Source organism: Segatella oulorum F0390 (genome assembly GCF_000224615.1).
Taxonomy (GTDB): domain Bacteria; phylum Bacteroidota; class Bacteroidia; order Bacteroidales; family Bacteroidaceae; genus Prevotella; species Prevotella oulorum.
Window position 1 is genome coordinate 114341 of sequence record NZ_JH114217.1, and the last position, 14616, is coordinate 128956.

General features: G+C 44.0%; 12 protein-coding genes and 1 tRNA gene. 3 read left to right on the forward strand and 10 right to left on the reverse strand.

Translation table 11 applies throughout. The features are described 5' to 3' along the window. Positions 1 to 250 precede the first annotated feature (250 nt). The 3 genes from HMPREF9431_RS09620 to HMPREF9431_RS09630 all read right to left on the reverse strand — a co-directional run bounded on the left by HMPREF9431_RS09620 (position 251) and on the right by HMPREF9431_RS09630 (position 2935). Complete coding sequence (locus HMPREF9431_RS09620) at positions 251 to 655, reverse strand: hypothetical protein (RefSeq protein WP_004381076.1); 405 nt, start codon at positions 653 to 655, stop codon at positions 251 to 253. 92 nt (positions 656 to 747) lie between these two features. Continuing rightward, positions 748 to 933, reverse strand: coding sequence for a type II toxin-antitoxin system HicA family toxin (locus HMPREF9431_RS09625; RefSeq protein ID WP_040561530.1), 186 nt, complete (start codon positions 931 to 933; stop codon positions 748 to 750). Between the two features lie 364 nt (positions 934 to 1297). Then, complete coding sequence (locus HMPREF9431_RS09630) at positions 1298 to 2935, reverse strand: hypothetical protein (RefSeq protein WP_004381078.1); 1638 nt, start codon at positions 2933 to 2935, stop codon at positions 1298 to 1300. A 188-nt stretch (positions 2936 to 3123) separates the two neighbouring features. Between HMPREF9431_RS09630 and HMPREF9431_RS09635 the strand changes: the two genes are divergently transcribed. Together HMPREF9431_RS09635 and HMPREF9431_RS09640 are read left to right on the forward strand one after the other, a co-directional pair. After that, complete coding sequence (locus tag HMPREF9431_RS09635; protein ID WP_004381080.1) at positions 3124 to 4179, forward strand: IS5 family transposase; 1056 nt, start codon at positions 3124 to 3126, stop codon at positions 4177 to 4179. Between the two features lie 519 nt (positions 4180 to 4698). After that, positions 4699 to 5166: a hypothetical protein gene (locus tag HMPREF9431_RS09640; RefSeq protein ID WP_004381081.1), complete on the forward strand. Its 468-nt coding sequence runs from the start codon at positions 4699 to 4701 to the stop codon at positions 5164 to 5166. Between the two features lie 139 nt (positions 5167 to 5305). On the opposite strand, the gene HMPREF9431_RS09645 is transcribed toward HMPREF9431_RS09640, so the two are convergent. Next, a tRNA-Arg gene (locus tag HMPREF9431_RS09645) sits at positions 5306 to 5379 on the reverse strand. 164 nt (positions 5380 to 5543) lie between these two features. Between HMPREF9431_RS09645 and pepT the strand changes: the two genes are divergently transcribed. Beyond that, positions 5544 to 6767: a peptidase T gene (pepT, locus tag HMPREF9431_RS09650; protein ID WP_004381082.1), complete on the forward strand. Its 1224-nt coding sequence runs from the start codon at positions 5544 to 5546 to the stop codon at positions 6765 to 6767. 148 nt (positions 6768 to 6915) lie between these two features. Here pepT and HMPREF9431_RS09655 read toward each other — a convergent pair whose 3' ends face one another. From HMPREF9431_RS09655 to HMPREF9431_RS09680, 6 genes are all read right to left on the reverse strand, one after another. Then, positions 6916 to 7419 (reverse strand): hypothetical protein, encoded by a 504-nt coding sequence (locus HMPREF9431_RS09655; protein ID WP_004381083.1) that lies wholly within the window; start codon positions 7417 to 7419, stop codon positions 6916 to 6918. Positions 7420 to 7484: 65 nt separating this feature from the next. Continuing rightward, positions 7485 to 8213, reverse strand: a complete 729-nt coding sequence (locus tag HMPREF9431_RS09660) for an NYN domain-containing protein (protein ID WP_050795659.1) — start codon at positions 8211 to 8213, stop codon at positions 7485 to 7487. Positions 8214 to 8768: 555 nt separating this feature from the next. Further along, the gene (locus tag HMPREF9431_RS09665) at positions 8769 to 9659 is read right to left on the reverse strand and encodes a carbohydrate kinase family protein (RefSeq protein WP_004381085.1); all 891 of its coding nucleotides are present in this window, start codon (positions 9657 to 9659) and stop codon (positions 8769 to 8771) included. Positions 9660 to 9822: 163 nt separating this feature from the next. Beyond that, positions 9823 to 11028 (reverse strand): MFS transporter, encoded by a 1206-nt coding sequence (locus HMPREF9431_RS09670; RefSeq protein ID WP_004381086.1) that lies wholly within the window; start codon positions 11026 to 11028, stop codon positions 9823 to 9825. 101 nt (positions 11029 to 11129) lie between these two features. After that, on the reverse strand, positions 11130 to 12860 hold the full coding sequence (locus HMPREF9431_RS09675; RefSeq protein WP_004381087.1) for a DUF4980 domain-containing protein: 1731 nt from the start codon (positions 12858 to 12860) through the stop codon (positions 11130 to 11132). Positions 12861 to 12871: 11 nt separating this feature from the next. Beyond that, the gene (locus tag HMPREF9431_RS09680) at positions 12872 to 14611 is read right to left on the reverse strand and encodes a RagB/SusD family nutrient uptake outer membrane protein (protein ID WP_004381088.1); all 1740 of its coding nucleotides are present in this window, start codon (positions 14609 to 14611) and stop codon (positions 12872 to 12874) included. Positions 14612 to 14616: the final 5 nt, after the last annotated feature.

Sequence of the window (14616 nt, forward strand, 5' to 3'; positions counted from 1 at the left end):
TTTTTGTGTGCGGAAGACGGTGTGCTGTCCCTGTTCAGGACAGCTCGGATATTGCTATCATCGCATTGCGAAGGCAAAGGCGGCACATTTTATCGGTAATGTGGACTGCTTTTGCCAGTGATTGCTGCTATTTTGCGGGGCAATAAGGTTGCTTTTTGCTCGGTAGGGCGGAAAAACCGCCTACATTCGCATGCAGACGGTTTAAAGAGTTCTTTTCAAACATTGAAGTATAGGGGCCTTCAATCGCCCATTAACTGACGCTCACCGACTCTATTTTCTTGGCAAGCGCCTTAATTCCTTTTACGATTTGTTCCTTTCGTTCTTGGCTTGGCTTTCTTGCTCCTGTGGCATATTGGCGCATGACTGCAGAGCTGATGCCTATTTCTCTGGATACGCCTGCAACATTGATGAAATCGTAATAATTGAACAAAGCTCCGATATCGAATTTATATTTAATGTCAATGGGTGGGACTTCGATGCCACACGCTCTCAAATCGTCTTTCGTATCTTCCCACCCTTGAAGCATATCGGCCATGGCTTCCCTTGCAGAATTACCTTGTCCCAATACGCCTGCACGGACACTTTTTACGCTCATGTAGCACGAAAAGTTTCTTTCGCCAACCTCTCGCTCGACTTTTGCAATTACCTTTTCCATATCGTTTATCGTTTTATACATTAAAAGCTCTATTCCATCCGTTCTCATTCATTGGAGAGATGCCTCCACCGATGAACGGCGATGACACCCTTTTACTCATTCAAAAGGTCATCAAGAATTGACTTTGCAGTCTTTTCTTTGATTTCTTTACTTCCGTGTCTCGACACACTTGCTCTTGCTCCCGTCTTGGGATTGATCCAAATGTCATGCGACGCACCATGCCGTTTCAATAGACACCCCGCCTTTTTCAAGGCTCGAATTAGTTCAGAATGTTTCATGATGTAAATGAACTCTTTGTCTTAATGACTATGCAAAGATAACAAAAAAGTAATCACGTGTCAAGGTTTGTGATAACTTTTTTGTGAGCATCTTGATTTTTTTAATCATCCCACTGAGACCTCTGCAAAACCTCATATAGATAGCGAAATCATAAATATAACTCATTGATTATCAATAGTAGCTTTTAAGTGTAAAAAGACTTTTGCAGAGGTCTCAAACTGTGTAAAACTAATTTTATTGTAGCATGACACAGTTTACTTTACACTCTCGCGAACGATGTCATTATTGAACCGTATCGGATTTTGGGCGTAATAGACATTCGGGAGGTTATTTACTTGCCAAACATCTATTATCCCAGCCGGTTTATTCCCAATATTCCTTATCAGTCTTGATGTCAAGCCAACCGGGAATGCCATTTTTGGTGATGTGATAAAAAGAACGGGTGGTTTGTTTTATCTCGTCATAGACGGGGGCTTTGTCACGGGGGAAGATCCCTACTTTATTATCTTTGTAGAAATAAATCAGACCATCGGACTGCATGACGATAGAGTCGTTGTCTATCGGAAAGATTATTTTTCCCGTGACTTTAACGGTTGGGTAAATCTCTGTTTTCTCATCCCAATCATACACACGTTTGGTTATTAACTTCGGTCTCGCAAACTTCGGCTGCTTATATTCATAGGCCACGATGCCGAATTTCCCTTTTCTGCCTACTCTTATCCATTCCGGGTGCATGTCAATCTCGCCGACAATCCAGCTGTTTCCAGTGCGGTGAAATGATTTCTGGCCATCAAGGAATGCCACAGAGTCTGTTGGTAAAAGGTCAGAAAGCCAATAGCGTTCATCTTTATCTATTGGTGTTCCGGGGCCGTTGGTGTAGATTTGCAGTTGATAGCAGCCTTTCTTTTTGAGAATGGTATGTTCCCAGTGAGGCACCGTTCCGCACAGTCCAATCCACCTCTTGTCAGGCCTTCCAATCTCTTGCCCCATTTCATCATAGTAGAGGGCTCCCTTTTCGTTCAACACTTCGATACATCCAACCTGAGTATCTTCGACTTCTTTTACCACCTTTGGCTTTCCTATATTTAGTTTGTCAAGGTAGAGATTGAAAACATCAAACTCGTTTCCTCGCTGTGCAATGATAAAGCGGCTGTCGTATTTGATAGAGTCATACTCTTCTTTCAGCACATTCTGCCCCAACCGATTCAATAGTATGTATTTCCCAGTTTCGGTCTGTTGGACACCATAGTGCCTTTTTATGTTGAAATACTGAAAGTTATATGGTTTGGAACCGTCATATTTTTCTCCTGCATCTTCTATCGCTACGGGGTTAAGTCGATCAAGGGAACTATATATTATCCCACCTTCCGGACTGGGAAATATCATATATGGAATGTAACGGTCGTAGAGCAGGAATATCTTCTTTCCTCCTTTAATTTCCAAAACCAATGGTATGAGTTGGTCCGTATTCATGGAGCGCCAGGTTACAACCGAGTCGGGAATGTCGCTTGACAAGGTGGAGTAGTTATATATACGCTTCCCATCTTCATGAACGAGCTGCTGTATGATAGCAAGCTCTGGTCTTAAGAACTTCAGCACATATGTAGACTTCTCTTTTTTCCGTTTCCATTTTCCGTTGTCGTTGATAGTGAAAGCCTTGCCAATATATGAGTTGAAATCTGCTGTATGCAGGTCTTTAGCCTCAATAAATTTTTCTTGAGAATCATCGATATCTTTTCTGCTCAGGGTGTCTTTATATGAATTTAGGTCCCACTTTATCAGATTCATGTTCGAAGATTTATCCAATATTGTCTCTTTGCTTTTTAACTGTAAGATTTTTCGGCTATATTGATCGGGGCCAATCTTGGTGTAAACGTCAATGTTATAGCCTGAACCGTTAAAACTGATGGCGTCAATATCGGGCAATGAGAAATATTGTTGCGCATGCATATTTGTTGCATGGTAACAGCAGAGAAGCATGAGAACGAATAGCTTTTTCATAAGTGTTTATTGTTGGTTTTGTGAACAAAGATAAGGGTTTCAATGGGAAAATACTAATTTTTGAAAGGAAAAATGAAGAAAATAAGAATAGGAGTAGTGTTAGAAAAGACAGAAATACAGGTTTTGAGACCTCTGCAAAACTCCTCCTACAATTTGTCTTTCTTAAATATTTTTTGTACCTTTATGGTATGAAACAGAAGTTATCCTCTCCCAGTTTTGCTGACCTGTCCCTTGGTCAAAGAAAGGTCAAGCAGACATTCTTTTCACAAATAAACACAGTCATTGATTGGGCACCTATTCGTGCTATAATAGAGGTGGCTTATACAAAAGGCTATAAGTCTACAGGCCGGCCCAGCTATGACAGCCTTGTTTTATTCAAGATTGAATTACTCCGTACTTGGTATGGTCTGAGTGACGGAGAAGTTGAAGATCAGGTTAACGACCGCCTGTCTTTTAGCCGTTTTGCAGGTCTTGGCATGGAAGATATTGTTCCTGATAGTACTACTGTGTGCCGTTTTCGCAACATTCTTGTTGAAGCAGATTTGTATGATACGCTTCTTGCGGAGTTTAATCGGCAATTGGAAACTAAAGGAATCATAGTTAAGCGTGGTGCCATTATTGATGCCAGTATTACGAATACTCCCCGTCGTCCCCGCGGACGTAAGAGCTATGAGGTCGTCGAAGATAGAAAAGAGGATGAGAACACGGAGGCTTCTGAGAAAGCCATGCTCAAAGAAGTTGCCAAGCCTAACGTAGATACAGAAGTTCGTTGGGTAAAGAAGATGGGAAAACTCCACTTCGGTTACAAGCGCCACACGGTAACGGATGAAAACGGAATGGTACTTGCCGAGGAAACGACAGCTGCCAATGAAAGTGATATGAAACACTTAGAAACACCCCGGAAGAAAGCTGAATTGCCACGGAAAGCACTTGTCTATGCCGATAAAGGATATGACTCGATGGAGAACAAAGAAACCCTCAAACGTATGAAACTTAAAAGTCGTATCATGCATAAGGGAACAAGAGGACATGAAATTACAGAAAGGCAGCAGCGTGTCAACGTTGCGATAAGTAAGACACGCTACAAAGTAGAACGTACCTTTGATTCTATGCATAGATGGTTTGGTGCCGGAATAGCAAGATACGTCGGACTTTCAAAAACACATGCGCAGCATATTATGGAATCCATTGCCTACAACTTATACCGAACGCCAGGGATTATTGTGTCAAATTCTATCAGATAATATGAAAATACACCGATAAAAGATTATTATCTACTTAAAAAGTAACCTCCAACGGCAATCTTTTGGTCAAAAATATTCATTCTTCTAAAAGTATATGGGTGAAAATTGAGAGGGTGCAGGTTTTGCAGAGGTCTCCCACGATGAAGAAAAACAACACTTACGTATCGAAATGGCGTTAGCCAGTGTCTTTGGTTCGCTTGATATGCACAGCTTTTACCGGCGATTACGCCTGCTTTGCAAGGTAATTGCGCGCAAATCTCTGTCATGCGGGTAAAGGTTACAAATGGTAAATTTTAGTGCTTTTTATCTTTGGCTACCGCGATTGGTGCGGCAGGGTACAGCTCATTTAGTGCTTTTGATGTTGTTTCGTTCATTTATTTTCTTTATTTTTGCAACATGAAGATGCTTTCCCGAATGGCTATTGATGCTTCATGATGGCGTTTTTGTGTGTGAGGAGCGATGGGAATAAGGGCAACGACTTCTGCTTTTTACCAGTATAACCCATAAAACGAATAAAATATGAAGCCAACAAAAGAGAACACCCTCTACCTCACTATCAAACAAGTGTATTTTGATGCGATTGTAGCAGGGCTGAAGAAAGAGGAGTATCGCGAGATTAAAAACACCACCTATAAGAAATATCTGGAGGTGGACGAGGAGGGATGGCCTTTATATCACTCGGGATTGATTGATGCAGAGAACCCTTTGCTCGGCGATCTTTGCATTTGGAACAATGGTGTCTATCCCTATGTTGCCAATCAAAAGTGGGAATATCTCTCGCTTGCTGTTGGCTATGCGAAAGCGCGTGACACGGCCATTGTTGAGATTGAGGACATCACTTTTGAGCCCTTGACAGATAAGGAGGGCCATTTCGCGCGTTTTTCGGTGAGCGATGATGATGAAGCTAAGTTGGATGCAAATGGCGAATACTGCTTTTGGCTTGCCGTGTTCCATCTTGGGAAGGTCGTCGAAGTGCATAGAAAGTAAAAACTTTTGGTAGCCTTTCGAGCGGTTTTCAGTAGGTGGTGGCAACTCTTTCGGCTGCGTGTGGCGCATATTCCAGTTAATATTCAGGCAAAAAAAGACGAACATTCCATTACGAAATGCCCGCCTATCTGCGAAGAAGTGACCCCGTTGGGATTCAAACCCAAGACCTTCAGAACCGGAATCTGACGCTCTATTCAGCTAAGCTACGGAGCCAAAGTCGTGCAAATTTACGAATAATAATTGGGTATTGCAAATGTTATTCGCTCATTTATTTTGTAAATAGCTTATTTTGTCGTATCTTTGCCTATGCACTTGGCGTTGTAGAAAGGACGCAGAGCGGTGCGAAACGAAATTTAATGGAATGAAGATAAAAGCAAATGGAACTTGCAGAAAGATTTATGAATTACACCAAGTTTGACACACAGTCGAACGAGGAGTCGGAAAGTGTGCCCTCCACGGCGAAGCAATTAGACTTTGCCCGCTACCTGAAAAAAGAGCTCGAGAACGAGGGTTTGAGCGATGTTGAGATGGACGAGATGGGCTATATCTATGCCACCTTGAAAGGAAACACCAAGAAAAAGGTGCCCACCATCGGTTTTATTTCGCATTATGACACGAGTCCTGATGCCAGTGGCAAGGACGTGAAGGCGCGCATCATTCGGAATTATGACGGCAACGACATCACGCTCTCGCCCGGAAAGGTCTCCACGGTGGCCAAATTTCCCGAGCTGAAGGCGCATGTTGGCGAAGACATTATCGTTACCGATGGCACCACTTTGTTGGGTGCCGACGACAAAGCCGGCATTGCCGAGATCGTGCAGGCCATGTGTTTCTTGCGCGACCACGACGAGATTAAGCATGGCGACATTCGCGTTGGTTTCAATCCCGACGAGGAAATTGGGCGCGGTGCCCACCATTTCGATGTCGAAAAGTTTGGCTGTGCCTGGGCTTACACGATGGATGGCGGCGATTTAGGCGACTTGGAATATGAGAATTTCAATGCGGCCGGTGCCAAAGTCACCATCAAAGGCGTGAGCGTTCACACGGGCTATGCCAAGGGAAAGATGGTGAATGCCAACCGTTTGGCGTGCGAATTTAACAGCATGATACCCGATACCGACATCCCCGAAGCTACCGAAGGCTACGAGGGTTTCTATCATTTGTTGGGCATAGAGAGCCGCACCGAGGAGGCGAAACTCAACTATATCATTCGTGATCACGACCGCGAGAAGTTCGAAGACCGCAAGGATTTCATGGAGCGTTGCGTCGAAAAGATGAACGAGAAATATGGCGAAGGCACCGTTTCCATCGCTATTCACGACCAATATTACAACATGAAGGAGAAAATCGACCCCAACATGCACGTCATTGACATTGTGCTTCGTGCCATGCAAGAGAATGGGGTGGCGCCCAAGGTGGAACCTATTCGTGGCGGAACCGACGGTGCACAGCTCAGTTTCAAGGGGCTTCCTTGCCCGAATATCTTTGCCGGTGGCGTGAATTTCCATGGTCCTCACGAGTTTGTGTCGATTCAAGTGATGCAGAAAGCCGTCGATGTGATTGTGAAAATCTGCGAGATTACGGGTAATTTCGAAGATTAATCGTGTCGGGCAACAGACTTCGTCGGGGTGACATGGCGTCGCTCCTGCCCGCCGTTTGCTGCCTGGTTAGCTGATGATAAAACAAAGGCTTATGCCCATTTCGGTGGGCATAAGCCTTTGTTGTTGTGGTGGATGGTGCGTGTGCAGCCTACTTTCCCACTTTCTTAAGCGCTGCCTTCAACGCTTTTCCACAGGCTTTCCCTGCACTTTCTGCACCCTGTTTGATGAGGTTGAGCTTCGTTCCCCACACGCCGCCGCGCGTTTTCAGTGCGTCAATGCGTGCTATTTCGTGTTGTTGCGCGTCTAACAGCAACACATCGCAGAGGTAATCGCCCTTTGTGCTCACACTGTTGACCACCACTTTCAGGGTGTAAGGTGCGTCGGGAAAATGCCCAATGGTCAGCCCATCGCCCAATGTGCGGTTGGCATCATTCGTGAAAATGCCCACCACCTCGGGCTTATCCTTCTGCCAATCGGTCTCATAAGTGCTAAAATCTGCCTCCGACATGCCGTGAATATTCATAAACACCATATCGAAATTCACGCGACTTTCTCCCTTTAGTGGGGCAAAAGAGCCTTGCACACGGCCTTGTGCTGCCATGTTGAGCACGCCCATCAGAGCGAATGAAAGTAAAAATAAAATCCGTTTCATCTTGTATTTTTTTAGTTTTTATGTTGACCTAATTCATGCTTTTTATTGTTTTATGGCGTAAAACTTTATTTTGTGGTTTCTTTATTTTCCTCTTTCTTTCTTTTAAAAGTATGGTGTGAAATCTTTTGTGCATGGGAAGAATCTTCCAAGCCATCAATATGTTCAAACAATGTTGGGTCTATATTGGCCCCCATAGGGTCGAGAATAAAATCGATTCCCTCTCTACGTGCCAATTTAGCTGCAGGGACAAAGTCGGAGTCTCCTGCGATAAGGACAATGCGATCAACAAACTTTTTGAGTGCCATTGAAGCAATATCGACCCCAATTTTCATGTCAATACCCTTTTGACGCAGTTCGATGAACACATCGTTTTCTTTTAAATCATCGACTGAAATCGTCTTTTTTAGGAGTTCTTTTACTTTGTGTGGATGAATATTCCATGTTTTATTATCCTTTAATTCGCCGAGGCGAAGGGCGACTTTTCGCTTTTGTTTTAGTGCTTCAAAGAGTGATGTACGAAAGTTATATTCTGGAGTTTGTGTGAAGTCTATTGCACGGTTTGTAATGGGATGGTGCATTTTCTTTTTAAACGGGTAGCAATCATAATAGAATATACGATAGAGTGTGTTCTCGCGTCCAACATGTTGGTGGGCTAGCGTATAAAGTTCTTTGGCTACTTGTTCCCCAGACATCCCTCTGTCCTTATTATAAAGGAAATTAAAGCGTTTAATAAAAAAGCCTCCATCAATAAGGACTGCTACTTTAACGGGTGGAAAATTGTTGTACTTTGTCATTGGGTATAATAAAAAAAGCTCAAGGGTAGGCGTGTTCGCTATCGAAAGGGCAAGCAAAAATACTTAAACTTGCCTTAGAACACACGTGGCCATGAGCATAATCGTGGGGCAAAGATAATCATAATACGGCTACAAAGCAAGTATTTCTGTAATTGTCTTGTGGGAAATAGTGTTTTTTAACGCTTATGTCTATGTCAACTTTACTTGCACTTGTTGTTTTATATGCTACCCCTCCTCTTTCTCTTCACCGTCCGTTCTGAACTCGAATACTAATTCGGATGCAGGAATATTGCACTCATCGAACATACCATGCAGCGTGTTTAGCTTCTCTGCTGTGCGTTGTTAGCCATCGATAATGAGCCGATCTTTGGTTCCTGGCTGAATTTTCGACACAATACTTCCGAAGAAATGGTTCTTACTTTATATTGTAATAGAGGGTGTGTCGAGGAGCAATGCGTCCAAAGTTAGTGTTATAGCATTTGTTTCGGCACTGCAAATTTATCATTTTAATCTCATTCTAAGCCTTGTTTTATGCTGTTTTTGCTTATCTTTTATTTACTTTTCCCTCAGCTGCCTGGTGAACTTCTTGGGGAGTTGAGGCATCGCTCCATTCTGTGTGCAAACATAGGCACTTACTTCAACAGCAAGTTTATGTGCCTGTTTAATCGATTTTCCTGCCAGAATTGCAGAACAGAAAGTGCTCGTAAAACTGTCTCCGGCGCCCACAGTATCAGCAACTTCAACAGATGGGGTCTCTTGGAAAGACTTTGTTGCCGGTGCGAAGACATAGCTTCCATTAACGCCACAGGTGAGGACAAGCATCTTTAGATTGTATTTTCCTAAAATGAGCCAGCATTTGTTTTCGATATCCAGACCGGAATAGCCGAAGAGTCGCCCCAGCGTGATGAGCTCTTCATCATTGATTTTTAGGATGTCGCAGGATGCAATGGCATCTTGAATGATTTCTTTTGTATAGAAATTCTGACGCAGATTAATGTCGAAAATTTTCAAACAATCCTTTGGTGTGGCCTCAAGAAAGCGGTGAATGGTGGTTCTGGACACACTGTTGCGCTGTGCTAACGAACCAAAGCATACTGCACGAGCGTTCTTTGCCACGCTTTCAATCTCGCTGTTGAAGGGAATATTATCCCAGGCCACGTTTTCCTTAATGTCGTAAGTGGGCACCCCCTCATCATCAAGTGTCACCTGTACGGTCCCTGTGGGGTAATCGACAAGTGGCATGATATAGTTAAGCCCTTTCTCGTTGAGTTGTTTCCGTGTTTCATCTCCTAAGATGTCGTTGCCTAAAGCGCTGATAGCCATGGCATCGAAACCAAACTGATGGACGTGATAAGCAAAGTTGGCAGGGGCTCCACCAAGTTTTGAACCGTCGGGTAAGCAATCCCATAATGCTTCACCAAGACCTACTATAAATCTTTCTTGCATAAGTTAAAAATAGGAGCCTCGCCGCCGCTTTCTCTCCATGGAGCAGCAAGTGGGCCGTCGAGGCTGGTTGAATGATTTTTGTTTATATCTTCTTTATACTGTAACCGTTTGTTCTTTTGCGTCATTTCCTCTATCAAGAGTGAGGCTTTTTTTTGCAGTCATGCTACTTCTCGCTCTCAGAAGACGGGACAGGGATGAGTCTTTTAATATAGGTGAACAGGTAGATGACGCCTATAGCCATGACGAGGATGGCTCCGGATTGTCCCATGCGCACGCTTGCAAGGCCCATAATTAATGGGAAAATGGTGCCACCAAAGAGCCCCATAATCATGAGTCCGCTCACTTCATTCTTCTTTGTGGGCACGCCTTGCAGTGCTTGGGCGAAAACCATTGAGAACACATTAGAGTTTCCATAGCCCACCAGTGCAATAGAAGTATAGAGCATCCATTCTGACGTTCCGAAATAAAGCCCCACCATACTCAATGCCATCATTGCAACACTGATGATGAAGAATGTGCGTGTTTTCAAAAAACGCAAGATGATGCTTCCCGTAAGACAGCCCAATGTGCGGAAAAGAAAATAAAAGCTGGTCGACTGTATGGCATCATTCAACGGGAGATGAAGTTTTTCTTGCAGAATTTTAGGTGCAGTAGTGTTTACACCAACATCAATACCCACATGGCACATGATGCCCATGAAGCTCAACAAGACAATTGGAATGCCCAAGAGTTTGAAGCAAGCGATGTATTCATCCATCACATTACGGGCAGGGAGCTGATTTTCAACGATAACCGTTTCTTCCTCAATGGGCGTGCCCAGAAGCAACAAGGTTGCTATAATGCCCACTACCATATAGATAGGGAAAAGGACACGCCATCCTAAACCAAAGTTAGGCAGTGTTGCTGTAGCGCCCCAAGCTGCGAGATAAGGCACTAAGAACGATGCAATGGCCTTGATGAATTGGCCGAAAGTGAGGGTGCTGGCGAGGTTTCCGCCTTTAATTACGGTTGAGACCAGCGGATTGAGTGAGGTTTGCATGAGTGCATTACCAATGCCAAGCAATGAAAAGGCAATCAACATCAAAACATAACTTTCGCCGAAGAGGGGCAGAAGTAAGGATATAAAAGTAATAACGAGTGATAACAACACTGTCTTTTTGCGTCCGATCTTATTCATCAGCACCCCTGTAGGCACAGAGAAAATGAGGAACCAAAAGAAAACAAGAGACGGGAATATATTAGCTTGCACGTCGTTTAACCCCAAGTCAGACTTTACATAGTTAGATGCTGTGCCCACAAGATCGACGAAGCCCATCGCAAAGAAGCAAAGCATCACGGGGATAATCGTTAGTTTGTTGTTTTTTTCCATATTGAGAATTGATTTTTATTTTTGATTGACTGTTTGTTGTTAAATTGGAATTGACAGAAGGAAAAATCGTTCTTTTATGGAGAACGATTTTTCTTTTCACTTTATTTTAAAGCATAGATAGTTGTCTTTGCACCTCCCTTTACCACAAGGTTGTTATAGGGTTGTGTTGGGAACACGAGATTGGTCATGGCCATTTTCCCTGCAGCGTCGAAAGCCTCAATGCTACATTTATCGATGAAGAGCCGCAACTGTGTGATTGTCCCGTATGTAGGGGCTATGCTTACGGTCTTAAACATATTGCTGAAATCCGTCATTCCACTTAGTGTGCGGTCCATGCTAAATGTGCGATTCTTAGGGTTGTAGGTCATCACAACACGCTCGTTCTTATCGTTACTGAGCGTGATGACCGTGGGCTTAGACTGCGAACGAATATCCATCACAATTTCACAGGCTTCAGTTGGCTTCCCAACCTTTGCACTACGAAGTGCCAACAGCTCTTTAGAAGGCGTCACACTCACGTAGGTTTCATCGCCAAAAGTAAAGAGACCGAGATCGCGCGGCACTGAGTTAGCGCTGCGATATTGCATCGTTGGTACTTCATTGGCATATTGCCAGTTGCTCATCCAAGCCATAACAACATGCCTTCCATCGGGTGCATTATCGAAACTGACGGTAGCATAGTGGTCTTTACCATAATCCATCCATTTCGTTACTTCCGGTTTGCTCTCGCAAGTGAACTTATGGCCATCGAAATCACCTATAAAATACTGTGTAGCGCTGCCGCCAAAAGGTCCACCGGGATTGATGTTGCAAATGAGTAGCCATTTTGTTTCATGGGTTCCGCTAACCGGTAACTTCATCAGGTCAGGGCATTCCCAAACCCCTCCATGGTTACCATATTCATGTCCGAACTTACTTTCGAGCACCCAGTTCTTCAGATTCTTGGAACTGTAGATGTTCATTTCCTGTCCAGCAGCAAGAATAAGGTTCCAAGCCTTGATATCTTCATTCCAAAACACATGTGGATCACGGAAATCTGGCACATTAGCTGTAATCACAGGATTATTGTTATATTTGGTGAAGGTTTTTCCATTGTCAGTGCTATAAGCCAAACTCTGTGTCTGATTTGTGCCGGCTGAGGTGTAAAAAGCCACGATTGCCTGGTTACCAAAGCCTGCTGTGTTCTCTTTATCAACTACAGAAGAGCCGCTAAAGATTGTTCCAAGAGCATCGGGAGTGATGGCATCGCCCTCAAATGTCCAATGTGCAAGGTCTTTGGAAGTGGAGTGTCCCCAGGTCATATTCTCCCAATACGAGCCATAAGGATTGCGTTGGAAGTAGAGATGCCACACTCCATCCTTATAGAACATGCCGTTGGGGTCGTTCATCCAGCCCCAAAGTGGGGTGTGATGATAGACAGGACGATATTTCTCACGGTTGGAAGTGTCGAACTGATCGCTTGTTTTTAGCATTTTCCAAGCTACGAAGTCCTTGACTGCTCCGGTAGAACGTCGATTGCTTTGGAATGTAATGTCGAGCAACACGTCGCTATCTTGGTGTGTGTCGAGTTCCAAGGGCACGCTATAATCAACGTTGTCAATGGCCAAACGGCAGTTGAGTTCTTTCACCACTTGATTATCTCTAATCACGCGTAAATGGGCATTTTCCTCCTTTTCTTCGATAGGTAAGATGAGGAATTTGTGCTTTGATTGCAAGCGATAAATCACATGATTGTCGCCAAGTATGTTGAGTGTCCCGGGAGCTTGCGCCTGAACAGCAAGTGATGAAGCGGCACAAAAGGCCGCCATCACGAGTTTATGGATGTTCTTCATACCGTTATTTCCTATTTATCGTAACCCTTGTTCTGTGTGTATAATCCTGGGATATAATACAACTGGTTGTAGGGGACTGGGAAGAATTCGTTCTTCTCGGGTGTGAAGTGCGCATCCTTATAGTATTGTGCAAACTTCGTTCCTTCATAATTGTCATTGACTTCGGTTTGGAAGTAATGATTCAACGTTTCCGAAGCAATGCCCCAACGACGCAGATCAAAGAAGCGTTCGTGCTCCATGCCCATCTCTAAGCGACGTTCCCAACGCAGACACTTGCGGGCAGTTTCTTTGTCGGCGAAATAGGAACTTGGATAAAGTGCTATTTCACATTGATTGGCAGCATAGGCAATATGCTTGTTGATTGAATTGGCAGCACGCTGACGAATGGCATTGATGATTGTGCGTGCTTCAGACAAGCGGCCAAGTTCGATGAGTGCTTCTGCACGCATGAGCATTACATCCGTGTAGCGGAACACATATTCATTCATGGCAAAAGCCTGCCAAGGAGAGTTGTAAGTTTCGCCCTTACTGCGCTGTGGGACTTCCTTTAACGAGGTGTAATAGCCATAATCATTTGGATTGCGCGAATTCTTTTTCGTGAGCGTGTACTGATCTTCATACTTATAGGGGAAGGTTGGCATGCCCACGGTATGGAACAAACGTGGGTCCCACTTTTGCGTTGTAGGATGTCCATTTACAGGATGAGCCTGTGTTTGGTCGAAATCATCAAACTCAGGAAGCCCGTTCTTCGTTTTGAAAGCATCTACAAGATTCTGTGAAGGTTTGTGGAAGTCCCATCCACAAGACCATATTCCCCAACAACCATTCAGTGTGTTCGACCAGTTTGCACGGCCGAAAGTGGTGTTATCTTCTTTATAATCAGAACATTGTACGGCAAAGATTGATTCTTTACTATTCTTATGTTCGGGCAGGAAGATGTCGCCATAATCTTCAAGATAACCATAATTTGAACCGACAACGGCATCGGTATAGTCAATTACCTTCTGCATATCAGTGGGGTTGATGTGCGAAACACCCGTTGTTTGCTCATAACCATCGCCCCAAGCCAGATCCAGATAGCACTTCGCTAAATAGGATGCAGCTGCAATCTTATGGGCACGAGCCCTTTCGCTTTGCGTTTCAGGCAAGACATCATAAGCCGTTTTGAAATCAGCGATAATCTTTTCATAGAGTTGTTGATAAGTGAGTGCATCATTAGGCGTTTTCTCCTGTGTGTTGTTTTTGAACACTTCTTCGTCAATCCATGGCACTTTGCGGAACACCGTAATCAGCTTGTAATAGAAGTGTGCACGCAAAAACTTCACTTCAGCAATGCGTTGTGCCGTGACGGTCGCGCCTAACTTACTGTTTCCATACTTCTCAAGTGAGGCTAAGGCACGGTTACAGCGTGAGACAGCTGCAAAGAGTCTGTACCAAAGTTCATCTAACGGACCTATCGTTGAGGTCATGTTCGTCCAAATTTCAAATGGATGATAATCTGTGTCGTTTACTCCCGACCCACCTTTTAAGCAATCGTCTGAAGTGACATCGCCATAAGTCCAAAGATTAAATGGATACTGATACCAGCAATCGCCCAACATCGCATAGGCACTATTGGTCATAGCCTCAGGGTCAGAGAAAGCCTTCTCTTCATCAACTACAGCTGTCGGCTTATAGTCAAGGAAATCATTGCAGCCTGAAAGTGTGAAGCTGCCTGTTAGCAATAGAATTGCAATATATATATTTTTCATTTGTC